This window comes from Yersinia enterocolitica (assembly GCA_002082245.2).
Lineage (GTDB): Bacteria > Pseudomonadota > Gammaproteobacteria > Enterobacterales > Enterobacteriaceae > Yersinia > Yersinia enterocolitica_E.
Genome location: NBTC02000002.1, coordinates 3361589 through 3385333, shown reverse-complemented (window position 1 = coordinate 3385333; position 23745 = coordinate 3361589). Strand labels below are relative to the sequence as shown.

The window sequence follows — 23745 nt, the reverse complement described above, 5'->3', positions numbered from 1 at the left end:
GAGCATATGCAACTGAATTCCACCGAAATCAGCGAACTGATCAAGCAGCGCATTGCTCAGTTCAATGTGGTGAGCGAAGCTCACAATGAAGGTACTATTGTTTCCGTCAGTGACGGGATCATTCGCGTACACGGCTTAGCCGATGTTATGCAGGGCGAGATGATCGCACTGCCAGGCAACCGTTACGCAATCGCACTGAACCTGGAGCGCGACTCCGTAGGTGCTGTAGTTATGGGTCCGTACGCCGATCTTGCCGAAGGCATGAAGGTTAAATGTACTGGCCGTATCCTGGAAGTTCCCGTCGGTCGTGGCCTGTTGGGTCGCGTCGTCAATACTCTGGGTGAACCTATTGATGGTAAAGGTCCGGTAGAAAACGACGGCTTCTCAGCTGTTGAAGCTATCGCACCTGGCGTTATCGAACGTCAATCCGTTGATGAGCCTGTTCAGACGGGCTATAAGTCAGTGGATGCCATGATCCCAATTGGTCGTGGCCAGCGTGAATTGATCATCGGTGACCGTCAGACAGGTAAAACTGCTTTGGCGATTGATGCGATCATCAACCAACGCGATTCCGGCATCAAATGTGTGTATGTTGCTATCGGCCAGAAAGCCTCTACTGTTGCTAACGTAGTGCGTAAACTGGAAGAGCATGGCGCTTTGGCTAATACCATTGTGGTTGTAGCTACCGCCTCAGAATCTGCAGCATTGCAGTACCTGGCACCTTACTCCGGTTGTGCTATGGGTGAATATTTCCGCGACCGCGGTGAAGATGCGCTGATTATTTATGATGACCTGTCTAAACAGGCTGTTGCATATCGTCAAATCTCCTTGCTGCTCCGTCGTCCACCAGGTCGTGAAGCTTACCCTGGCGACGTATTCTACCTCCACTCCCGTTTGCTGGAGCGTGCTGCGCGTGTTAACGCCGACTACGTTGAAGCCTTTACCAAGGGTGAAGTGAAAGGTAAAACCGGTTCTTTGACCGCATTGCCAATCATTGAAACTCAAGCAGGGGACGTTTCCGCGTTCGTTCCGACTAACGTAATTTCGATTACCGATGGTCAGATCTTCCTGGAATCCAGCCTGTTTAACGCCGGTATTCGTCCTGCGGTTAACCCAGGTATCTCCGTATCTCGTGTGGGTGGTGCAGCGCAAACCAAGATCATGAAAAAACTGTCCGGTGGTATTCGTACTGCTCTGGCACAGTATCGTGAACTTGCTGCGTTCTCCCAGTTCGCATCCGATTTGGATGATGCAACACGTAAACAGCTGAGCCACGGTCAGAAAGTGACCGAGCTTCTGAAACAGAAACAATACGCACCGATGTCTGTTGCGCAGCAATCTCTGGTTCTGTTCGCAGCTGAACGTGGTTATCTGGGTGATGTTGAGTTGGCGAAGGTAGGTAGCTTTGAAGCTGCGCTGTTAGCGTTTGCTGACCGTGAGCATGCCGAGCTTCTGCAACAAATCAACCAAACTGGCGCGTACAACGATGAGATCGAGGGCAAGCTGAAAGGCATCCTTGATACATTTAAGGCAACCCAGTCCTGGTAACGCTATGCGGCCTTGCTTTTCATTAGAAAAGCAGGCCGTCTGGTAATGAGGAGAAGCAGAAATGGCCGGCGCAAAAGAGATACGTTCCAAGATCGCCAGCGTGCAAAACACGCAAAAGATCACCAAAGCCATGGAGATGGTCGCCGCCTCCAAAATGCGTAAATCGCAGGAACGCATGGCGGCCAGCCGTCCTTATGCAGAAACTATGCGTAGTGTGATTGGTCACCTTGCGTTAGGTAATCTGGAATATAAACATCCGTACCTGGAAGAGCGTGACGTTAAGCGCGTTGGGTATCTGGTGGTTTCTACAGACCGTGGCTTGTGCGGTGGTTTGAACATTAACCTGTTCAAAAGACTGTTGGCTGAGATGAAAGGTTGGTCTGAAAAAGGCGTTGAATGTGATTTAGCGCTGATTGGATCAAAAGCAGCTTCTTTCTTTGGTTCCGTGGGTGGCAAGATTGTCGCTCAGGTTACTGGCATGGGGGATAACCCTTCCTTGTCAGAGCTTATCGGGCCAGTCAAAGTGATGCTGCAAGCCTATGATGAAGGTCGTCTGGATAAGCTGTATATCGTTAATAACAAGTTTATCAATACGATGTCTCAGGAACCACGGATCATGCAGCTACTACCGCTTCCGCCTGCGGAAGATGGTGAGCTGAAGAAGAAATCCTGGGATTACCTGTATGAACCCGATCCTAAAGCATTGCTGGATACCCTCCTGCGTCGCTATGTGGAATCGCAAGTTTATCAGGGCGTCGTTGAAAACCTGGCCAGCGAGCAGGCCGCGCGAATGGTAGCGATGAAAGCCGCCACCGATAACGGCGGTAGTCTGATCAAAGAGCTGCAGTTGGTTTACAACAAGGCTCGTCAGGCCAGCATCACTCAGGAACTCACCGAGATCGTCGGGGGAGCCTCCGCGGTTTAACCAGGTTATTACCCTAAATAGTTCAGATTGCGAAACGGCGGCAACTGAGCAAATCCCCTGGCGCTTGCTAATAAAGTAAGCAACTGGGGTGAGAAAAAGCAGCCAACGCCCCAGCAATTTGAAGTATGACGGGTAAACGTATTACGTAGAGGATTCAAGATGGCTACTGGAAAGATTATCCAGGTAATCGGCGCCGTAGTGGACGTCGAATTCCCCCAAGACGCTGTACCAAAAGTGTACAACGCCCTTGAGGTTGAAGGCACTGCTGAGAAGCTGGTGCTGGAAGTTCAGCAACAGCTAGGCGGTGGTGTTGTTCGTTGTATCGCAATGGGCTCTTCCGATGGTCTGAGCCGCGGGTTGAAAGTCATCAACCTGGAACACCCAATTGAAGTGCCGGTTGGTAAATCAACTCTGGGCCGTATCATGAACGTATTGGGTGACCCAATCGACATGAAAGGTCCGATCGGTGAAGAAGAGCGTTGGGCAATCCACCGTGAAGCGCCTTCTTACGAAGAGCTTGCCAGCTCACAAGATTTGTTAGAAACCGGTATCAAAGTAATGGACTTGATTTGCCCGTTCGCTAAGGGCGGTAAAGTGGGTCTGTTTGGTGGTGCGGGTGTTGGTAAAACAGTAAACATGATGGAGCTTATTCGTAACATCGCGATCGAGCACTCAGGTTATTCTGTATTTGCCGGTGTGGGTGAGCGTACTCGTGAGGGTAACGACTTCTACCACGAGATGACGGACTCCAACGTTCTGGACAAAGTATCTTTGGTGTATGGCCAGATGAATGAGCCACCAGGTAACCGTCTGCGCGTTGCTCTGACCGGCCTGACCATGGCGGAGAAATTCCGTGATGAAGGTCGTGACGTACTGTTGTTCATCGATAACATCTATCGCTATACCTTGGCCGGTACGGAAGTATCCGCACTGCTGGGTCGTATGCCATCAGCGGTAGGCTACCAGCCAACGCTGGCAGAAGAGATGGGTGTGTTGCAGGAACGTATTACGTCCACCAAGACGGGTTCAATCACTTCTGTTCAGGCCGTTTACGTGCCTGCGGATGACTTGACTGACCCATCACCAGCAACCACCTTTGCTCACTTGGATGCAACCGTCGTTTTGAGTCGTCAAATCGCCTCTTTGGGTATTTACCCTGCGGTTGACCCACTTGACTCCACCAGCCGTCAGCTTGATCCGCTGGTTGTTGGCCAGGAGCACTACGATGTAGCGCGTGGCGTGCAGTCTATTCTGCAACGTTACCAGGAGCTGAAAGACATCATCGCAATCTTGGGTATGGACGAGTTGTCAGAAGATGACAAACTGGTTGTATCCCGTGCGCGTAAAATTCAGCGCTTCCTGTCTCAACCGTTCTTCGTGGCAGAAGTCTTTACCGGTTCACCGGGCAAGTTCGTTTCGCTGAAAGATACCATTCGTGGTTTCAAAGGCATCATGAACGGCGACTATGACCACTTGCCGGAGCAGGCGTTCTACATGGTTGGCACCATTGAAGAAGCAGTGGAAAAAGCCAAGAAACTGTAACGCTGTTGACTGGAGGGTGACATGGCTGCAATGACTTACCATCTGGATGTTGTGAGCGCAGAGAAGAAGATGTTCTCTGGCGTGGTACAAAAAATTCAGGTGACGGGTAGTGAAGGCGAACTTGGGATTTTCCCTGGTCACGCCCCACTGCTCACTGCCATTAAGCCTGGCATGATACGTATCGTGAAGCAGTTCGGTGAGGAAGAGTTTATTTATCTTTCTGGCGGCATCCTTGAGGTGCAACCGAGCGTTGTGATCGTATTGGCTGACACAGCTATTCGCGGAACTGATCTGGACGAAGCTAAAGCGCTGGAATCTAAGCGTAAAGCCGAAGATCATATCAACAACTCCCACGGCGACGTCGACTATGCTCAGGCATCCGCTGAATTGGCGAAGGCGATTGCGAAATTACGCGTAATCGAACTGACCAGGAAGGCGATGTAATTTTATACTAATGGGTTGCGTTAACTCATTGATTTATAAAATTACTATATATACTCAGGTCATTGGGGTTGCAGGTAGGTAGCAAGCTAACGCTACTGCAACTTCCAGTACGAAGGTATAAATAAAAAATAGAATGCCAGTCAGTAAATCTGATTGGCATTTTTTTTTACCTATACATCAGATAACACAGATACTCGCCTTTGGTTTATCTCCCTTAATCCGCTTTCCTACTATTTAGTTAAGCCTCAGCTAAACTCAAAGCGTTTCTTTCTGAAAACTCTTGTTTCTTGTCGTAAAATAAGTGGTTAATAGCGTAAATATGTACATGTGTTTTGACAAAAACAGCACGGGAAGCGTCGCTGATCGCAGACACTTTTCGCCCCATTTTTTCGTTACATGACGAGTAGCAACAACCCTTTAACCATGCGGGTTGAGTACATTTTTCGTTGAGAAATATGTAGTAATTATTTCGCTAAACAGGTTTACTTCCGTCTATTAAATTGGAGTTATCAGGTTGCTTATGTCTAACAGCTCAATGAGTGTAGTCATCCTTGCCGCAGGTAAGGGAACACGCATGTATTCCGACCTTCCTAAGGTGTTACACCCATTGGCAGGTAAGCCGATGGTTCAGCATGTTATTGATGCGGCCATGAAGCTGGGTGCAAAAAACGTTCATCTGGTTTATGGGCACGGCGGCGATCTGCTGAAAAAGACGCTATCCGATCCCTCTTTGAACTGGGTATTACAAGCTGAACAGTTGGGTACCGGGCACGCGATGCAACAAGCCGCACCGCACTTTGCTGACGATGAAGATGTGCTGATGCTATACGGCGATGTGCCGTTGATCTCTGTGGATACCTTACAGCGACTGCTGGCGGCGAAGCCACAAGGCGGCATTGGCTTGTTGACCGTGAAGCTGGATAACCCAAGTGGTTATGGCCGTATCGTGCGTGAGAATGGCGACGTGGTGGGGATTGTTGAGCATAAAGATGCCAGTGATGCACAGCGCGAAATTAATGAAATCAACACCGGAATACTGGTTGCTAATGGGCGTGATCTAAAGCGCTGGCTATCACTGTTGGATAACAATAATGCTCAAGGTGAGTTTTATATCACCGATATTATTGCATTGGCACATGCTGATGGTAAGAAGGTTGCTGCGGTTCACCCCGCTCGGTTGAGTGAGGTTGAAGGGGTAAATAACCGCCTGCAACTCGCTGCTCTAGAGCGTGTATACCAGTCTGAGCAGGCTGAGAAACTGTTATTGGCCGGTGTGATGTTACTGGATCCCGCGCGCTTTGATTTGCGCGGAGAATTAACACATGGTCGTGATATTACTATCGATACCAATGTCATCATTGAAGGTCATGTGACTTTAGGTGATCGGGTTCGTATTGGTAGCGGATGCGTACTGAAAAATTGTGTGATCGGTGATGATTCTGACATTAGCCCATATAGCGTATTAGAAAACTCACGCCTGGATACTGGCTGCTCTGTTGGGCCATTTGCCCGCCTGCGCCCAGGTGCTGAATTAGCTGAAGGCGCACATGTTGGTAACTTCGTTGAAATCAAAAATACCCGCTTGGGTAAAGGCTCGAAAGCGGGTCATCTTTCCTATTTGGGTGATGCCGAGATTGGTTCGGGCGTAAATATTGGCGCAGGAACCATAACTTGCAACTATGATGGAGCTAATAAGTTTAAAACTATTATTGGTGATGATGTCTTTGTTGGGTCCGATACTCAATTGGTCGCGCCGGTCACTGTTGCAAAGGGTGCCACTATCGCTGCGGGAACTACCGTAACTCGCGATATTGCGGAAAATGAGTTAGTGCTTAGCCGTGTTAAACAAGTCCATGTTCAGGGCTGGCAGCGTCCGGTGAAGAAAAAATAAGCTATACCCGTTATATTTCAAGCTGCATGTGCGTTGGCTGCGTTCAATCACCCCAGTTACTTACTGGTCGTTGACCTTAAAATAAGTAAGCTTCTGGGGATCTGCTCAATTGCTGCCTTCCTGCAACTCGAATTATTTAGGTTATATTAAAACAGCCCCTTCAATATCGTTTATTCTTTGAAGGGATGTTTTGCCCTGTGTTTTTGGTTTATCTATTGATGCTGAAAACACAGAGCAAAACATAATAATCCCCAACTCTACAGGCTCGGGGAACCCGGAAAATCCGGAAAATCAGGTCACTGACATCGACAAGGTTCTAAAAGAACCTTACATAGGAATAAAATAGATGTGTGGAATTGTTGGCGCAGTAGCGCAACGTGATATCGCTGAGATTCTGATCGAAGGTTTACGTCGTCTTGAATACCGTGGCTATGACTCTGCTGGTTTAGCAGTGGTTGACGCTGAAGGTAATATGACGCGTTTACGTCGGGTGGGTAAAGTACAGGCGCTGTCTGATGCTGCCGAAAATCAGGCTTTACATGGTGGCACCGGGATTGCACATACCCGTTGGGCTACCCATGGTGAGCCATCGGAAGCCAATGCGCACCCTCATGTTTCTGACTATATCTCTGTGGTACACAACGGCATTATTGAGAATCACGAACCTTTACGTGAATTACTGATTGGTCGTGGCTACCGTTTCAGTTCTGAAACAGATACTGAAGTTATTGCTCACTTGGTGCACTGGGAGCTACAGCAAGGTGGATCTTTGCTGGAAGTGGTTAAGCGTGTTATCCCGCAATTACGTGGCGCTTACGGCACTGTCGTTATGGATAGTCGTGACCCAAGTCGTTTGGTGGCTGCGCGTTCCGGTAGCCCATTAGTGATTGGTTGTGGTGTAGGTGAAAACTTTATTGCCTCTGACCAACTGGCGTTATTACCCGTGACTCGCCGCTTCATCTTCCTGGAAGAAGGTGATGTGGTTGAAGTAACTCGCCGTAGCATCGCAATTTTTGATAAACAGGGTAATGCTATTGAGCGCCCTGAAATTGAATCTCAGGTGCAGTACGATGCCGGTGATAAAGGTGTTTACCGCCATTACATGCAGAAAGAGATTTATGAACAGCCAATGGCGATTAAAAATACGCTGGAAGGCCGTTTAAATCATGGTGTAATTGATTTGTCTGAACTTGGCCCTAAAGCGGATGCATTATTGGCAAATGTTCAACATATTCAAATTATTGCCTGTGGTACCTCTTATAACTCAGGCATGGTTTCGCGTTATTGGTTTGAATCATTAGCCGGTGTGCCTTGTGACGTAGAGATTGCGTCTGAGTTCCGTTACCGCAAATCCGCTGTGCGCCCAAACAGCCTGTTGATCACCTTGTCACAATCAGGTGAAACTGCCGATACCTTAGCTGCTCTGCGCTTATCAAAAGAGTTGGGGTATTTGGGGTCGCTGGCTATTTGTAACGTCGCTGGCTCATCGCTGGTGCGTGAATCAGATTTAGCGTTAATGACCAAAGCCGGTACTGAGATTGGCGTAGCATCAACGAAAGCCTTTACCACTCAGTTGACAGTATTACTGATGCTGGTGGGGCGTATTGGCAAGCTGAAGGGCGCTGATGCCAGTCTGGAGCAGAATATTGTTCATGCGTTACAGGCTCTACCTGCTCGTATTGAACAGATGTTGTCTCTGGATAAAACCATTGAAGCGCTGGCTGAAGGTTTCTCTGATAAACACAATGCCTTGTTCCTTGGTCGCGGTGATCAATATCCGATTGCGATGGAAGGCGCGCTGAAACTTAAAGAGATCTCTTATATTCACGCTGAAGCTTATGCTGCAGGTGAGTTGAAGCACGGTCCATTGGCATTGATTGATGCTGATATGCCGGTCATCGTGGTTGCGCCAAATAATGAATTGTTGGAAAAACTGAAATCCAACATTGAAGAAGTGCGTGCCCGTGGCGGTTTGCTGTATGTGTTTGCTGATCAAGATGCCGGTTTCACTGACAGTGAAGGGATGAAAATCATTCAGTTACCACATGTAGAAGAGATTATCGCGCCTATCTTCTATACCGTGCCACTACAGTTACTCTCTTACCATGTCGCGCTAATTAAAGGCACCGACGTGGACCAGCCACGTAACTTGGCAAAATCAGTCACGGTTGAATAAGCTGCGATAGATATAGCACAAAATATTGTGGGCGGATGAAATAGCCGTTAACTCGAAAAGTCCGGTTATGCTGTTTAAAAGCATACCGGATTTTTTTATGACCAAATTAAAACAGTCATTGTCAGGAATCGGCAAAAGTTACGTTGCCGGTTTTTTAGATAGCTGCCGCTATCATCAGTTTATATATAAAAACACAATATATTACCCAACGACACTTTAATGCCACAGCGTCGTTGGGAGAGTGTCAAGGGACATAAATAATTTCGAAGGTCGAGGTTAAATCTCTAAGCTCTTTCCTTGCCCCATCCTGGTAATGAATCTGCACATCATAATGGTAGATCAGCTTTTCTTGCGGATTAAGAATGAGTTGCAAGGCCGACACTTTCACTTCTAAGGTTTTGGTAGGCTGCTCGCTATTCAGTGCTATCGTCTGGTGGTTGATACTGATTAGTATCTGTTCTATGGGTTTCGGGCCGGTGGGATCATAAGCACCCTGGCTGCTGATAAACTTCAGCGTTTTGACAATTTCAACTGGGGTGGAATTATCGATAAACAGCTGGGGATTATTTTTATATGCAACCGGCATCCTGAGCTGTACCGGGATATTGTCAGGGCTAAAGCCTTCCTGTTTAACTTCCAGCTCGCCATTGAGCAACAGATGCTGTGCCGTGGTATCAAACAGCGCATCCCAAATTTTTGCAAACTGCGCCGATGGCAGCGTGAACGAATCAATAATACCGCTTTGCAGGTTTACTATTGCGTTGGTTTCTTCGGTTTTCCCCGCCGGTAATGACAACCGTAGTTTAAGGCTATGCGCACTGGAAAAAGGGATCAACTTACCCTGTGGCTGGGATTGGATAAAGGTAGTTTCGGCGTCGCTAATGCGTTGTCTGCCCACCTTGGGTAGCAAGAAATAGTCAAAGGTCACATTAAACTGAGCCACCTCTGTTGCCCCTTCTGGTGCAGAAAAGGAGATCGACAACATGGGTTTATTATTGTCATTGCTGTTACTGGCCAGTTGAAACGTATCGGGTAAATAATAAAGATAATCTTTACGAATATTATCCTGATAATAGTTATACCAGTATTGATGATATTCTATTGGTGTGAGAATTAATTCAAGACGTGGATTCGGTGGCGCAATGCCGCGGTAGATATAAGGATAATAATTTTCCGCAAAATAAAATATTTTAGGATCAGTAATAGTATTCAGCAGGCCGGTATCAGATTTGATGGCGATCACCAACGTGGTTTGCGCATCGTAGTTGGATAAGGCTCTTAATAACGCATCTCGCTGCTCAAGTCGGGTTAGTTTTAGTTGAGCCTGATATTGCCGTTCAGCTTTGAGTGCCACGTCCTGAAATATCATTTCATTGAATTTGCCAAACTGATTGAAATTGAGCACTACATAAGGCATTTCCTGAATGTTTTTGTTGAGAAAAAAACTCAGTACCATCGTCCAACTAATGCCATCTGTTATGGTTTCAATCTGATAGCGTATTTCGCCAGAGACATTCTCGGTACTGACCTGTGCTATCAATTCATCGGATAATGGCGTTAGAGTTGTCCGTAATTTTCTGGTCAGATTAACATTGTCGGTAAACTGCTGCTGCGCGTTTTCCAGAATAATTTTGTTTAGCGTGACCAGATCATTGAGAAAGATGTTCATAGGTATCCTTCGTATCATAGAGAACAGAACAACGCCTTAGCGCTGATAAATAGGATGAGGTCCACAGATACTGCCCATCGTGACGACGATAGAGTGGTATTTCCCTAGCACTATTGGCAAGCTGCCATTTTTTTAACGGCGTAATAATGTCAGATAGTGTATCGATACCGATATTTTGGGCATATTCAAGTGTGGACAACCATTCGGCGGGATGAGCGTAGTAGGGGGTTAATTGGGTTATTCTCTGATATTCGTTTTGGCTCCAGACGACGGCTTTATTCAGCATGGTGATAATACGATAATAAGCCGGTAGGGTTGCGCATTGTTCGCCATAAAAACGATACAGTAAAATTAGCGCATTGGTATTAACACAGCAGTCGAGCTGGCTAATCTCATTATTTTGTTTCATCCAAGTGTGGAAGGTTTGACATTCAGCCCATTGATGCTGTGGTTCGGTAAGTCGGGCATCAACCTTCTGTAGCTGATAGCCATTCATCTCAATCAGCGTCAGGCGAACGGCGTCAGGCGAAATACGGCCAAATTTGTATAACATTTCGGTAATTATCGCCGTGTCATCAATATCGGCGTCAATCATCTGGCCGTTCATCCAACGGGGATGAGCGTGACGAGGCCAGAAACTGAAATGACCGGGGCGGGTTTCACAACTAGCGAGAAAATCCAGCGCGCGATCAATATAGGGAGCCGTTTGCTCGGTGTAGTCGAGCGTCCTTAATACCTGAGCAGTGACAAAAGCATTGGCATCCTGATGCCACTGGCCGTCGGGTGTTCTGACGCTGGACAGGAATGCCCCGTTTTCTGATTGCTGTTGTCGGAGGATTGCATCTGGCGACATGCCGCGCGGCGGCGGCGGGCTACGGTCTGGTAGGGCAACCTCGCGCCAAAGGTCGTTCTGCGGGCTGAAGGTACAACTGACGCCGCACCTTGCCTGTGCATCAACCGTAAAGCCGATGACATTAAACTGAAGAGGCACATTCTCCTTGAGCAACGCTTGTAGCAGCGGCATGGGCTGTGCCACGTGCTGCAATAGCTCACCAATCTTGATGGCAGCCTGCGCGTTGCCGCCTAAAAAGCGCGGCGCCATAGTAAACAGGCTAAAACTTTCCAACTGGCGTCGATGGTTATAGACCAGGCTGAAACCATAGGTGGTGGCGGGGAATTCATCTGGATTAGGCATGTTAGCTAATACCTGCCTGAGCAGCGCGGCCAGCGGAGGAAACCCACGTTCAATACCAAATAACCGCATAACGTTGGCAATGTCTGCCAGCGTTATTTCTGCGCTGTGCCACTGATAATAATATTCAGTTGGTGTGTCAGGGTTATCTGGGTAATAGCCAATCATCAACAGCGATAGTCCGGCTGCGGTTAACTGATGCAGGGGATAATCGCTATTGGCGTGATTTAGCGGGGAGGCATACAGAGCGATTAATGCTTGATTATTTGGCGGTACTTCGGAGTAAACCTTGGTTTTAATGCCGTCAGCGGTATATTTCCGCCCCAACCATGAGCCAAATTTTAGCGCTTGGGTAGGCGTATCCGGCCGTTGTATCCGGGCAATGTGTGCGAAGCAGGATGCAGACGAGTCTGACGAGGCGTGTGGGTAATTTTCCGCACTGAAGGCCCCAATATCACGAGCCTGGGTGAATAGCGGGAGAAAAGTATCAAACGTGCAAGCCACAGCCTGCGGTTTTATGCTGGATGTCGTGAACTCCAGTGGGCAACCGTTATAAGCCAATAGACTGGTATTAAATGCCGCAGACAGCAGCCCCGATGCCATCCGTTTCTGGCTAAAACGGTGAATGTCGGGTAATAGCGTGCCTGCTAAATCCGGCACATGATGGCATAAAGTGGTTACCAGGGCGTCCAATGCCGCTGGTAACACCGCAACGCGTTCAACCATGATTATTTACCGTAGCTCATGTCGGAATAACGATGGCAGGCGGATTATCTGTACCGTCGACCAACCGGGTATGCCCGCCGATCTCAAGATAGGTAATCGTATAATGAACCGTCCAGGGTTTCTCTGTCAGGCAGCGATACTTGAAGGTTTGCGCTTTGGTTTTATCGGGATTAAAGGAGAACTTCTTGGTTTTCTTTTGTTCTTTGTCATCAAGATAAGTGAGTTCAACCAGCACCTGATTGTATTTATCCCAGGAGAACTGGCGATCGAGGAAAATATCAATTTCATTGAAAGTGAGTAAATTACTCGGATCGAGACCGATGGTGGTAGAAGCGGTTTTGAATTTTGACTGATAGCTGCTGTTACCTTCCCAGCCGGAGCTGCTCGCTGATTTAAAAATAAACTCGCCTTGAATATCGAGTAATTCATTTTTGTCTTTGCTTCTGGCAATATTTTTCCGCCATTCTTTACCGTCCTCGGTAAAGGCATCACTGGTATAGACATTGTTATTGTAGCTGGCTTGAAATGCTGCCGCTTTGATACCGAACTCTTCAAAGCCATCAGGGCCGAAGATTTGCAGTTCGATTTTCTGAAAGAACGGATCATTGACGTTTACTTCAATAAAATAAGGTTTATCTTTTTGGGCTTTTAACGTGTCGGTGCCGATAAAGTTTTGTGGTACGGCGGCCTGAGTAATCGCTTTTGATGAAGTGTAGTTAAAGGATAAGGTTTTATGCTCGGTAATGTTGACCACTTTTAATTCCAATGATGCGCAGGGGAAAAGACCGCCTTTCCCTTTTTCATCTTTACTGCCAATCAATGATTCCAGAATGGAAGCGCTGGCTGATTTTGCCTGCTCATTACTTTCTGCGTTTGGTTTAATGGTTGCGTTGAAAAATATCTTTAGTAGTTCTTCTTTGACAAACTGTAATGCCCACTCTTTTTCTTTGGTCGCCTGATCGCCGGGCATACTTTCGGTCACTTTAATCACGAGTTTTTGATCTTGCTCCAGTTTCTTAATCACGCTGTCAAAGCCGAGCCAAAAACTTGCCGGTGTCTCGACCGGAATAGGAATATTAATGCCAAACTTAGCACCGAATTCCTTATAAACGCTGTCAAATTCCGCTGTAACATCCACTTTCAATGCTGGGGTGATACCGGTATAAGTGAGGTTGTAAGTCACCGCCGCTGGTGCCTGCGCTTGATTAAACGCAGCCTCCAGAATAACCGCCTGTTGTGGCGTCAGTTTGGCACTGAAAATGGCGGTGTTATTACCAAATAGGCTAGAGCTTTGTGCGCTAATCAACTGGCCGTTGGAATTTTGTGCATCCAGAACAAAAAAGTTCACAGTACCATTATTAAACGGTACTGGCGCTTTACGGGCATTTTTCGGCTTGATCTTCAGTTTATTCAGGTAATCGGTAAACGCGGTGTTGAGTTCGCCTTCATCGACGGCAGTATTGACCTCAAAGTTTATGTACCCGCCCTGTTGGTTGGCGTCATCACCGGTGTATTTAATTAATGAAAATACCGGTTTCCCATCGCGTACGGCAATATGAATATCACCGGGCAAATACCAAAATTGGTTTTCATCTGAATCATCAGAAAAAAACGTGATGTTTTTAATCGTGGCGGTTTTTTCTCTCAGTAATAACATGATATTTCCTCATGGTCAGTTAGTAATATTGATCTGTTCTTCATCGGTAATGAGTTTTTTATTTTCAACGCCGCCGTCATTATCAATAATCATGATGTCGAGATTAATAAACAGTAATGTCGGGTCGGTTTGATCTGCGCTAAATAATGCAGGTTCTGACTGGTCTTCAGAGAAATAAAATGCTTCCTTTAACGTGTTCATGGCGAATTGGTTATAGCAGTAAGTCACATTGACTAGAACCTGTGTGATTCTTTCCCAGTCAAAAGCTGGGGTGATTTTCAGCGTTCTTTGTTTATAGAGTCGTGAAGATATGCTGACATCCTGGCTGGTGGGTTGGTCTAACCTTACTGGTATATGGGGAGTGTTAGCGCTAATGCTATATTCTTTGATTACCGAAAAAGTATAGCATTCAGGATCTGGTAGCATGATGCTGTATTCTTCTGACGGTTTTTTCTCGGTGATGTGGAAGTTTTTTGATGTGCTGTTTTCTTTGTTTTCAATATGGGTACAGGTGATATTTACCAATATTGATGTATACCATGCCCAGTTGAATCTTTTTTCTGTGGCAATAACGAAATGATAACGGCTATATAACGATTCAATGTCTAAAAAAATTTCGGTTAAGGATGTGCTCATGATGGCTGAACTGACAAACATCACACCACCGACCGGATGGTTAAAATATAATGTGAACTGATACTCCACCGGCCAGGACATTTTTTTTGTTACAGGGTCGATAATGGCGGAAAAATGGAACGTTTTGGCCGCCATATTATTTCTGGAAAAAACTAACGGGGACCGCGTGTTACCATAAGTCAAATTGAGCGCCACCAATTGAATATTTTCGTCTAACTCAGATGTCAGCAGTTGAGCTTTTATGCTGCGGTAAGAGAAAAAATCATCCTGAAGCTCGTGATAGCTTACGACGTCGATGGCATCATAATGGCTCTGGCTAACCAATGTGGCAAAAAGCGCTTGAGGATAGAGAGATCGCCGTACTACCGTAGTTTCGGTGATTCGGGCACTGAGCGTGCGTTTATCAATATCTTTAACTGAGATGTTTTGTAATTGGAAACCAAATTTAGGCGCGGGGGCTGTTTTTATTTGACCAAATACTGGGGTGAAAAATTCGCAAGTCAGAATCGTGCTCAATTCAGCCGTGGCTTGTTTCATATAATGGTCGGGGTTGGTATTTCTTACCTTGATAGTAACCAGCTTATTACTGATTAAGGTTTCGGAAATATCATCAATATTAAAAGAAAAAATCAGCGCATTAAAACCGAATGAGATTTTCAGATATTCATATACCTGATCCCATTGGGCATCAAGTTCAAAGGTTGAGGGGGGTAATTGTTGCAGGTAGTCGATTTTATAACTGACGGCAATCGGTGCTGATTCCGGTTGCTGAAGCAGCGCGACGATTCGCTCAATATCATTCGTATCAGTCAGTGCGGCCATGATGTAGCAAAACTGATTATTCCCCAGCGAGGTGTGATTCAGCAGTTGAGGCATAGCTTGTGGAATACAGAGCGTGGCAGTGCTGGCAATAATTTGTAAGGGGAGCAGGGTCGCGTCCGGCGGAATATCGGGATTATCCCGCGCCGCTGCCTGTGCAGCAGCCATACTGCTGTTCAGTTGCGTCTGCAATGAGAGTATTGCGTAGTAAGTCGTCGGTTGTGCGGTGGCGCTGCTCCTGAATATTTGATAATGCACTTCGGGAATAGCCTGCTCATTTACCAAAATACTGGGTGCCAACGCGCTATAATAATAAACTTGGCTACCTGGCATTGCATTAATAAAACCGATAGTTTGTTCCGTTATTCTGTTATCCATGGGGGTGTCCATGTTGAATAAAAAACAATCAACCGAGCATCAGTCATCAATGCAATGACCGATGCTCTGCCTATCCAATAGTAATGAACACTGTTCATCACCGCCTCAACGGGAGGGCCGGTTCAGAGGCAGCACATCTGGCCGCCGCTACACCAGAAGAATGACGGGCCATTAACACTTCACCACCACCGCGACCGATGAACCGGTTACCTTGCCCTCAATTGGCTTGGGATCGCGCTCATCATTGTAAATAATGGTGCCGCTATAGGTGATTTCAGGAATGTCATCTGTGCCATCGGGTAAAAATTCGAAGGTAAGGTCGCGGCGGGTGGTGGTATCCACGAGATCTTTTTCTTCCAGATTAATCGATTTAGTCTGTTTAAACTTGTAGGTCTTATAGTTCACCATCATGTCGAAGATGATAATTAGTACATCTTTCTTCGGTGCGATGAAAAATATGGAGTAGGTCGTTTTCCTCGGTAAGGCATTCATTATTTGAATCTGGTTCGCACGGGTGCCACCATATCCGGGCAATTGCGGAGATGGTTCAATACCTGGTTCGATGTAAGTAAAATTACCACCATCCCGGGTATAATAACTGGTGGTGAAATAAATGGGATTCTCTGGCTTCATGCCTACTGGATAAATAAAAGGTTTTGGCTGCGTGGAAACATTCAATACCTGAGTATCGCTTTTTAATTCTACGCCATGCGCTGGATCGGAATATTGGGCTTTCAATAGCACCTGGTTGAATGTTTCCCATGCCTGTGTATCAAGTAACGAATCAATTTGCGCGTAGACAATACCGCATTGTGCCATGTTGATATATTGAACCAGACTATCAATTATATCTATTTTACCTGAATGATAGGGTTTTGAATGCAACCCTGAGAAATTCACCGTATATGAATAGCTGTAGGTGCGCCCCAGTTTTTTATCAATATACCATTTCTCGGTTTTTTGCGACGCGGTGTTTTTTCTGTCGAAGCGGAGTGTGCTGACATGGTTATCATCATATTTTGCGATAACAATAATATTTTCAATATCATATTTATCCAGGTCCTGACTGACATAAAATTCGGGTTGAATAAACTGAAAGAAGGGATCATCAAGATCGTATTCTTTGAAATAGTCATCGACCTTCTCAGCACCAACAATAGAGAGGATAGACGGCAACTGAGTCTGCGGCGCGATGGAAAAAGGAACAACACGGTTTTCTTCATATACGCGGGTGAAATCCTGCGTGTTTTTCAGACTTTCTTTAAATTTATCAAAACTACCCGCATCGTTCAGCAAATCCATACTCATATCCAGCCCTGTCTGGCTAGACAATATTTGTTGAAGTTGTGCTTGTCCCCAGTCCTCGAAGGTTTTTATCCAAGCGCTATATTGGTCATCTTTCATGCCCATTTCTTGCGCGCTGAGGCTGGTAATGACAGTGACCTTGGCGGCACCTTTCTCGGAAAATTCACGGGTGATTTCTTTTTCATCCGCAGACCAGGTATGCCGAGTAATGGTCTGCGTCACTTCTTTCATTTTCTCACTGTTGTAGGTGACAATAACTTTTACTGCCGGCAGAGAGGCATCCAGCGTGAAGTTATAACGAATCCCGACACTGGCGTTACTCGGCGTTCCTTTTAATACATTCTCAAACAGGGTTGCTCCCAGCCCCGTTAGCGACATGCTAAATACAGTATCGTTATTCCCCAAACCAGAGGGACTCAGTGGTGTGGGCATCTGACAGTAAAATACTTTGTTCTCATTGATGATCAATGAGGCCTGCGCTGAGGTATAGCGGGGTTGGCGCAATTCTATTTTACGCGCATTATCGGGCATCAGTTGACCAAGAAATTGATCGTCACCCGCGTCAGGGTTATAAGCGAGTATATATTTTTTTGCTTGCTCTTCGGTTAATCCAGAATTTTGAAAAGCTTTAATTTTGGCATCTTGATTGGCTTTATTGGTCGGATCGGAATTAAATAATTCTTCAGCTTTAATATACTGGACGATAAGTTTTGATTTCGCCACAAGTTGCGGTGATATCCCACTATAAAGCTGTGCTTTTATTTTGTCGGCTTCGCTTTCTGATGGCACAGGAAGTTTGACGGTAAACTGTGCGTATCCGCCTTGTTGCTCTTCTTTACGATATTTATAGAATAAGAAGTCAGGTTTATTTTCCTGACCAGAAAATACTGGAGTTTCAGGAATAACATAAAAAATATTTTTATCTTCGCTATCGCCATAGCAGGTATAGGTATATACCTTGACGCCTAAGTGTTCTTTGGTATCTATTTTAATCGAATGCTGGATGGCTGTGGTTAACATAGCTTATTCCTCTTAACTCATGGTTATTTTTTGTATTGAAGTTCAATACGGAATGAGGTCGATTGCTGTACACCTGAATCGTAATTTCTGCTTATAAATGACGACGTTTTTCCCTGCCAGTGGTATTCAATACGGCCATTCAAGCTATTTGACTGGGTATTGAGTAACCAAGTGGTTTGCCACTGCTGATCGGAAAATGAAAAATTAAAGGTAGCGCGTTTGGCCTGACCTTCTGGGACGTAATTGGCACTGCCTGAAATCGTCTTAAAATCAGATTGTAAGTGGCGGGCATCAAAGGTCACTTCATGAAACCCGATATCCTGAACGGTCAGGTTGATGTCTGCTTGCCACTGGCGCGTGATATTAATGAATGAATAGTCGGAAAAGGTGACCTTGATATTTATCTCATTCACGCGACTATCGGCGGTGACGGTGAGAGGAGGAAAGTTTGGCCACTGCATGGGTATTTTTTTATCCGCCCACGTCAGTTCAATCGACATAATCATAAATTTGCTGGCATTGAAATCCAGGCTGACTTTGCAGGTATGCTGTTTTCCCGGATCGTCAGGTTGTTTTCGTTGAGGCTCAGGCAGCGGCGAAGGGTCATAGGAAATAAGTTTATTGGCGATAAAGCCGCTAAATAGCGTCGCGATATCCTGTTCGTCGATCAGTTCATAAGATTGGGGCAGGCTGCTTTCGTAAGAAAAATCATAGTCAATTCTGGTGGGTATCTCATCAATATGCGAGATATTGGCGAGCGTATTACTGAGGATGCTGGCAGCGAGATCGACCAGATTTTTTCTCACGGTCTCTTTGGTCTGCGGCGACGGGGTATTTTTAAACTCCTCGTCCAGCACGACGATACCAGCAGTAATTTGCTTGTCGAGTAGCTGCGCAATAGCTTCTGGTGTGCGGGTTTTGGTGTTAAACGCCAGTATTAGAAACTGCCGCCAGTCGCTGTTGAGACGGGCATTAACCGTAGTGCTTACCGTGAATTGTGTGTGGGTGGCAAGAAAAACCCGCTTCGCGTTGCCCTGTATGGCCTCAGTCAACTCTATCCCTTCCGAATGGGTGGTCGACATAGAGTTTCCTTCAAACTCAACCAGATAGGGGGCGTCACCCAGCGGCTCATGAAAACGCAAGAAAATCGCCGTCTTCGCAGTACACTGCTTAAGGGTGATGTTACCGCCTGAGTGGGAGATATGTGTCTGAATATACTGTTGTATAGCTTGGGTATTGAGGGGAACTAACGGTGTAATCAGGATGACGAGGCCGCCTGCCGGACTGGTGGTAAGGTGAAAACCACTGGTTTTATTTCCCCGATCGTCATGAACTATCTCAGGCGTGAAGCAGCCGTAGGTATAGTCATTGGGCGGGCACCGCTGATCGTGAAAGACGAAAGCTCGATCAAGCAAAAAAAAGGACGCCAGATTTTTTTCAGGATTTAATGATTCAGTCTTCATTTTCAACCTCAAGTGTAATGGTTTGATTGCCCGTCACATAGTCCGACCATTGACCGTTACTGGTTTTATAACGAAACCCTGCCGCGTAAATCGATGTGACATTCCATTGATATTCATAGCAATTATCCTGCTGCGTAAACGTATGATCGCGCGTTTGCGTTTCACCCTGAGCTTGAAATCGTAACGTGACATAACGGATGCCAGTAGCAAACCGGGCGATAATGGTGGCGTGCTGCGCACCAAACTGAGGAAAACTATAAACACCGATGGTGGCTGACTGGATGATTGGCATATCGAGCACCACTGAGGCGGCGCTATCGTTATCCCAGGCGGTCAGCTTGGCATAGGCATCACGTCCCGTTATCGGATAACTGAAACAGGGCGAAGCCAGTGTGAGTTCAAAGGGTTCTGACAGGTTAGCGGAGGAGTAGTGGCCTGTGAGCATACTGTGTTGTGCGAATGTCGGATCGATATTGAGGGTCAGGAACTGACAAGGAAGGCTGGAATAATCCAGCGTCAGTATTTTGTTATTACTGGTTCGTTGCTCGCTGACGAGGGAGAGATATCCATTGGCGGTTGGGTAGCTAACGCGAATGTGGTACTGATATTCGCCATTCAAGCTGAACGTATTATTAATAAATGTGAAGGCCAAATAACTCTGACTGGGTATCAATAGCAGGGTTTGCTGTTGTCCAGCAGGATAAAGCTCGCCCGGAGGTAAAATGATTTGTATATCAATAAACGCCCCGTCTTTAAGACCCTGTGGGAAAGCGTAAAGGATGTTAATCCGCAGGCTACCGTCTGGCAGCGCAGGTGCGATTATCTGGTGGATAACCTGTTCGGGAGCCTCTTTGGCAATTTGTTGTGCCGTGGCAAAGGGATCCAATAAAAAGCAGATGGGGCGCTGGGTTAGCTCAACGCGTTTTAAATCAATTATCAGACGACGCTGTTTCTGGGGGAGCAACAGACAAATATAAGTAGTATTGGTGTTGGCGTTACCGATATAGGGCGATCCCAACGTGTTGAACAGACGATCGAGCAAAGCCTGCGCGAATAATAGCGCTTCTGCCGGGTTGGTTGAGGAGAAGGCTGGCGAGATTAGCAGCGGTAGCCGGGACAGATTTTCGTACATGTACTGAGTAAGCAACATGTAGGGAAACGCGATCCGGTTGTTGGACACCGGTTGGGCGTCTTTAATATTGGCCGCCAGTTCGGCAATTAACTGGCCGGGATCGCAATCTAGTGTGTAGTTCAGCCGTGGCGATACACCTTCGACAAAGCCATCGATACGAGCATTAAAGCCAACAATATTATCCAGCAACGTTTTTTTCATCAGTTGCGTGGTATCTGCATCAAGCGAGATCAAAAATTGAATCGACTGCGCCGAATACCAGGTCGGATCGTAATCCTGATGGGTTAATGCTGAATCATGGTCAGGTGGTGAGCGGAAACTTAGCTTATAGGGGATAACCGGCAAACCTTGGATAGCCTTCCCTGGGTGTTGGCGATTGAATGCCTCAAGTGCGCCGCCGCTGGCAAATTGTAGCTCAGCGGTAAAATCAAGGTCGCCGTAGATAATGTTGCTGCTTAGGCTGAGGATCACATCCAGTGCAAAGGCCAACGGATCACCAGCAATCAGGACGAAGGGTTCTGGATATAAATAATAGACATCAGACTGCTGACAGACGGCAACGACGCGCAGCTTGTCATCGGTGATAATTTGCTGAAAATCAGGATAACCAATAAACATATCAATCAATTACCTTATGGTTTTAATATGGTTTTGATAATCCTGACGCCATTCTTCCGGTAGCTGGTTTAGGATATTCACCGAGCGATGGTGGTAGGCCTCTTCGTAGTGATACTGCATCGTGCTATCGCCAACTAGCACGCCCGCGGCATACATGGTGCTGCTACTTTCTGTCAGATCTTTGATGGGGTCGTCAGTGGAAAGGTGCAGGTTGTACACCTCAATTTCGCCGTGTTGTTTGTTGATACGGCTGATAGCACAGTCACACTCTGGGGTTAGCAGTCGACTGGTCAGAGTCAATTCACTCGCCAGTTTCACACCGGTGGTAGTGCAAAAGGGGTGGCCCAGACTGGTGATAAGGGTTTTGAGCTGGCCGCTACTATCCCTGACTTCAATCTCAAGATAGTTTTGCTCCGTGCCGGTAATCACATCTTCGACTCTTAACGCTCGCCCATCCTGCGATTGCACCCATTCACCAATAAAGATGTCGTCAATGGCTTTTTCTTTACCATCCTGCATCAAAATGGGAGTGCCTTTACCTAAACAACCATAGGTAATCTGCATGGGTTTTAGTGTGTTGGTATTTAAAAAGCGCTGTTCAGGATCGAACGGACCGGGAGCATTGGTAATAAAACTGGCTACACTCGCTCCTTCAATTTGTAATGTCACTTTAAAGATATAATAAACCCGCTCACCGGAATCAAAATCGGGACGTTTGAATTTAAGCCAGTCTAGATCCCACGATAAAACGTTGCCATTAATTCGGGTTTTAGCGTCGTCAAAGAAATTAAAGTCATTGGCAGGGGTGATCGGATCGCCGCCCTGACGTTCGCGGACCAGATAAATTGAGTTATACGCGTTTATAGGCTTGCCATTATTTAAATCAATATTGCCGAAGTAAGTTACGCTGCCTTTTATCGGTACGGTGACATTGCCGTCAAAATTATTAAAGTAGTCACAGTCGCTTTCTTGACGGGCCAGACAGATTTTTATCAGATTATTTTTATTTAAATCAGCAGGAGAATCATTTTGAATTAATTTTGGGTAACTTTGTGTGGTAACAATTTCGGCCCCGTAAACTGTCTGGTTATTCACCGTTTGGGCGAAGGTATAGATGATATTAACCGGATAGCGGGTTTGTTTTAAACTGGCCGGGAAGGTGCCATTAGCCTGGATGGGGCAATTAGCAGTATAAATATAGTTCTTTTTACATTGTACTGTTCCCGCAGGGCTGCCTGATTCGTCAAAAATACCTAAGGTTTGCGTGATGTTTACGGCTGACACCGGCAACGAACCAATGGCATTTGCTGAGAACGTTTGCCCATCAGTAGAATCCAGGCTGACGATGCTGTGTACCTGTTGTGCGCTATCGCTATCCCCCATCGCCAGTGAGCTGACGGCATATTTAGCCAGTTTGTGGTTTGCCCAGAGCTGACTGAAATTAGGACAACGAACGAGGCTGATACCTGCCAGTCCCAGTTGAATATCATAAAATTTCACCAGCAGCGGATCGTTGGTATTAATTATAAATACACCGGTGTTTGCATATTTATTAATTATACTGCTAATAATATTATTTTCAGAAAAACTATTTTTTCCTGAGGGCATAGTTGCAGATTGCATAATATCATTTCCCAATGAGTTTACTGTGATTATCTATACGAAAATTCTCTAAAGCATCGGGCGTTTGATAGAATATAGAGACAAATATTCAGCGTAATAAAACAAGATGTTGGCTTAGTAACTCAAAAGCATTGACTGAAAATTTATATTTTCTATCTTTCGTATGCTGCCAGTTTTATGTAGGTAGCCGCGTTGGTTACTTGTTCTACCCGAGAGTCTGGCTCGGAAAGAGCCAATATGTTGTTAAGACAGAAATATTTTCTCCTGAGACGATGATTTTTTTGTGTGTAATATTGAAAATTTATTAAAATGGTGACGGTGTTCAATAGAGTAAATTAATTCAGTGTTACTCAGTATCGTAACCCTAGAAAATAATGTTAGCAGCAATGCAAAAAAAAACCACTGAGGAAATAGAGAATAGAGGGAAGCCGTCTGGGAAAATGTGCACAGCAGGATGGTGATGAGAATGAAATAATAGGCTTTATATTCGTATTTTTATTGAGTTTCCTCTCCTTATTCTTTTATCTTACGTTTACTCATCCAATTTGTTGAATATGCTCAGCGCTGAGCATAAATACAACATTATTCAATTGAATTCATTCGTTAATATAATGGATTAAACGTGATAAAAAACGACGTTATTTTATCAGAAACGATTTCGTCGTATCGAACCCACAGCGCAACGCTACTTGAAAGCGGTGACCAACCACGATCACAACTGAAGTTATTACAAATAAAAAGATAAAAAATAGTCTAATCTAATGATAAATAATGATTTTATTTTAACGCCAGCAGCTTGTCATATAACTGTAATATTTCATACATTTTTCTGTCATTAAACTGTCCTATTTTCCCTCCTGCACCATACTTAATCTGATGAAAACAATTTATACACTTGGTACTTGAGTTGCAGCGTTGTTAGCTTGGTTCATTACTCAGCCCATCCTGCAATACCAGGTTCTTTGGTATAGAGTTAATTCT

At 45.8% G+C, this 23745-nt stretch carries 14 protein-coding genes and 1 pseudogene; 7 read left to right on the top strand and 8 right to left on the bottom strand.

The genetic code is table 11. The features are described 5' to 3' along the window. Positions 1–6 precede the first annotated feature (6 nt). The 7 genes and pseudogenes from atpA to glmS all read left to right on the top strand — a co-directional run bounded on the left by atpA (position 7) and on the right by glmS (position 8526). Positions 7–1548 carry a F0F1 ATP synthase subunit alpha gene (gene atpA / locus A6J66_016920; GenBank protein PNM25712.1) on the top strand — a complete coding sequence of 514 codons (1542 nt, stop codon included), beginning with the start codon at positions 7–9 and terminating at the stop codon, positions 1546–1548. Positions 1549–1609: 61 nt separating this feature from the next. Beyond that, positions 1610–2473 (top strand): ATP synthase subunit gamma, encoded by an 864-nt coding sequence (locus A6J66_016915; protein ID PNM25711.1) that lies wholly within the window; start codon positions 1610–1612, stop codon positions 2471–2473. Between the two features lie 159 nt (positions 2474–2632). Continuing rightward, on the top strand, positions 2633–4015 hold the full coding sequence (atpD, locus tag A6J66_016910) for a F0F1 ATP synthase subunit beta (GenBank protein PNM25710.1): 1383 nt from the start codon (positions 2633–2635) through the stop codon (positions 4013–4015). A gap of 21 nt (positions 4016–4036) precedes the next feature. Continuing rightward, positions 4037–4459 (top strand): ATP synthase epsilon chain, encoded by a 423-nt coding sequence (atpC, locus tag A6J66_016905; GenBank protein ID PNM25709.1) that lies wholly within the window; start codon positions 4037–4039, stop codon positions 4457–4459. A gap of 520 nt (positions 4460–4979) precedes the next feature. Beyond that, positions 4980–6350, top strand: coding sequence for a bifunctional UDP-N-acetylglucosamine diphosphorylase/glucosamine-1-phosphate N-acetyltransferase GlmU (gene glmU / locus A6J66_016900; protein PNM25708.1), 1371 nt, complete (start codon positions 4980–4982; stop codon positions 6348–6350). Positions 6351–6515: 165 nt separating this feature from the next. Then, positions 6516–6696: pseudogene (locus A6J66_016895) on the top strand (hypothetical protein). Further along, positions 6697–8526, top strand: a complete 1830-nt coding sequence (gene glmS / locus A6J66_016890; GenBank protein PNM25707.1) for a glutamine--fructose-6-phosphate transaminase (isomerizing) — start codon at positions 6697–6699, stop codon at positions 8524–8526. 244 nt (positions 8527–8770) lie between these two features. On the opposite strand, the gene A6J66_016885 is transcribed toward glmS, so the two are convergent. The 8 genes from A6J66_016885 to A6J66_016850 form a co-directional block, all read right to left on the bottom strand. Beyond that, positions 8771–10195, bottom strand: a complete 1425-nt coding sequence (locus A6J66_016885; GenBank protein ID PNM25706.1) for a hypothetical protein — start codon at positions 10193–10195, stop codon at positions 8771–8773. Further along, positions 10176–12113 (bottom strand): hypothetical protein, encoded by a 1938-nt coding sequence (locus A6J66_016880; GenBank protein PNM25705.1) that lies wholly within the window; start codon positions 12111–12113, stop codon positions 10176–10178. The genes A6J66_016885 and A6J66_016880 overlap by 20 nt, the downstream gene beginning before the upstream one ends. Before the next feature lie 16 nt (positions 12114–12129). Further along, positions 12130–13770 carry a hypothetical protein gene (locus A6J66_016875; protein ID PNM25704.1) on the bottom strand — a complete coding sequence of 547 codons (1641 nt, stop codon included), beginning with the start codon at positions 13768–13770 and terminating at the stop codon, positions 12130–12132. A gap of 15 nt (positions 13771–13785) precedes the next feature. After that, positions 13786–15603 (bottom strand): hypothetical protein, encoded by a 1818-nt coding sequence (locus A6J66_016870; GenBank protein PNM25703.1) that lies wholly within the window; start codon positions 15601–15603, stop codon positions 13786–13788. A gap of 171 nt (positions 15604–15774) precedes the next feature. Continuing rightward, positions 15775–17928 carry a hypothetical protein gene (locus A6J66_016865; GenBank protein PNM25702.1) on the bottom strand — a complete coding sequence of 718 codons (2154 nt, stop codon included), beginning with the start codon at positions 17926–17928 and terminating at the stop codon, positions 15775–15777. 23 nt (positions 17929–17951) lie between these two features. Beyond that, entirely contained in the window at positions 17952–19391 is a 1440-nt protein-coding gene (locus A6J66_016860) for a hypothetical protein (GenBank protein ID PNM25701.1), read from the bottom strand. Beyond that, a complete protein-coding gene (locus A6J66_016855) occupies positions 19381–21150 on the bottom strand; it encodes a hypothetical protein (GenBank protein ID PNM25700.1) in 1770 nt (589 codons plus the stop codon). Before A6J66_016855 ends, A6J66_016860 begins: the two co-directional genes overlap by 11 nt. Next, positions 21151–22764 carry a hypothetical protein gene (locus A6J66_016850; GenBank protein PNM25699.1) on the bottom strand — a complete coding sequence of 538 codons (1614 nt, stop codon included), beginning with the start codon at positions 22762–22764 and terminating at the stop codon, positions 21151–21153. Positions 22765–23745 lie beyond the last annotated feature (981 nt).

Coding starts and splice junctions, on each gene's coding strand:
- atpA (PNM25712.1), top strand. CDS start 7: ATGCAACTGAATTCCACCGAAATCAGCGAACTGATCAAGCAGCGCATT.
- A6J66_016915 (PNM25711.1), top strand. CDS start 1,610: ATGGCCGGCGCAAAAGAGATACGTTCCAAGATCGCCAGCGTGCAAAAC.
- atpD (PNM25710.1), top strand. CDS start 2,633: ATGGCTACTGGAAAGATTATCCAGGTAATCGGCGCCGTAGTGGACGTC.
- atpC (PNM25709.1), top strand. CDS start 4,037: ATGGCTGCAATGACTTACCATCTGGATGTTGTGAGCGCAGAGAAGAAG.
- glmU (PNM25708.1), top strand. CDS start 4,980: ATGTCTAACAGCTCAATGAGTGTAGTCATCCTTGCCGCAGGTAAGGGA.
- glmS (PNM25707.1), top strand. CDS start 6,697: ATGTGTGGAATTGTTGGCGCAGTAGCGCAACGTGATATCGCTGAGATT.
- A6J66_016885 (PNM25706.1), bottom strand. CDS start 10,195: ATGAACATCTTTCTCAATGATCTGGTCACGCTAAACAAAATTATTCTG.
- A6J66_016880 (PNM25705.1), bottom strand. CDS start 12,113: ATGGTTGAACGCGTTGCGGTGTTACCAGCGGCATTGGACGCCCTGGTA.
- A6J66_016875 (PNM25704.1), bottom strand. CDS start 13,770: ATGTTATTACTGAGAGAAAAAACCGCCACGATTAAAAACATCACGTTT.
- A6J66_016870 (PNM25703.1), bottom strand. CDS start 15,603: ATGGATAACAGAATAACGGAACAAACTATCGGTTTTATTAATGCAATG.
- A6J66_016865 (PNM25702.1), bottom strand. CDS start 17,928: ATGTTAACCACAGCCATCCAGCATTCGATTAAAATAGATACCAAAGAA.
- A6J66_016860 (PNM25701.1), bottom strand. CDS start 19,391: ATGAAGACTGAATCATTAAATCCTGAAAAAAATCTGGCGTCCTTTTTT.
- A6J66_016850 (PNM25699.1), bottom strand. CDS start 22,764: ATGCAATCTGCAACTATGCCCTCAGGAAAAAATAGTTTTTCTGAAAAT.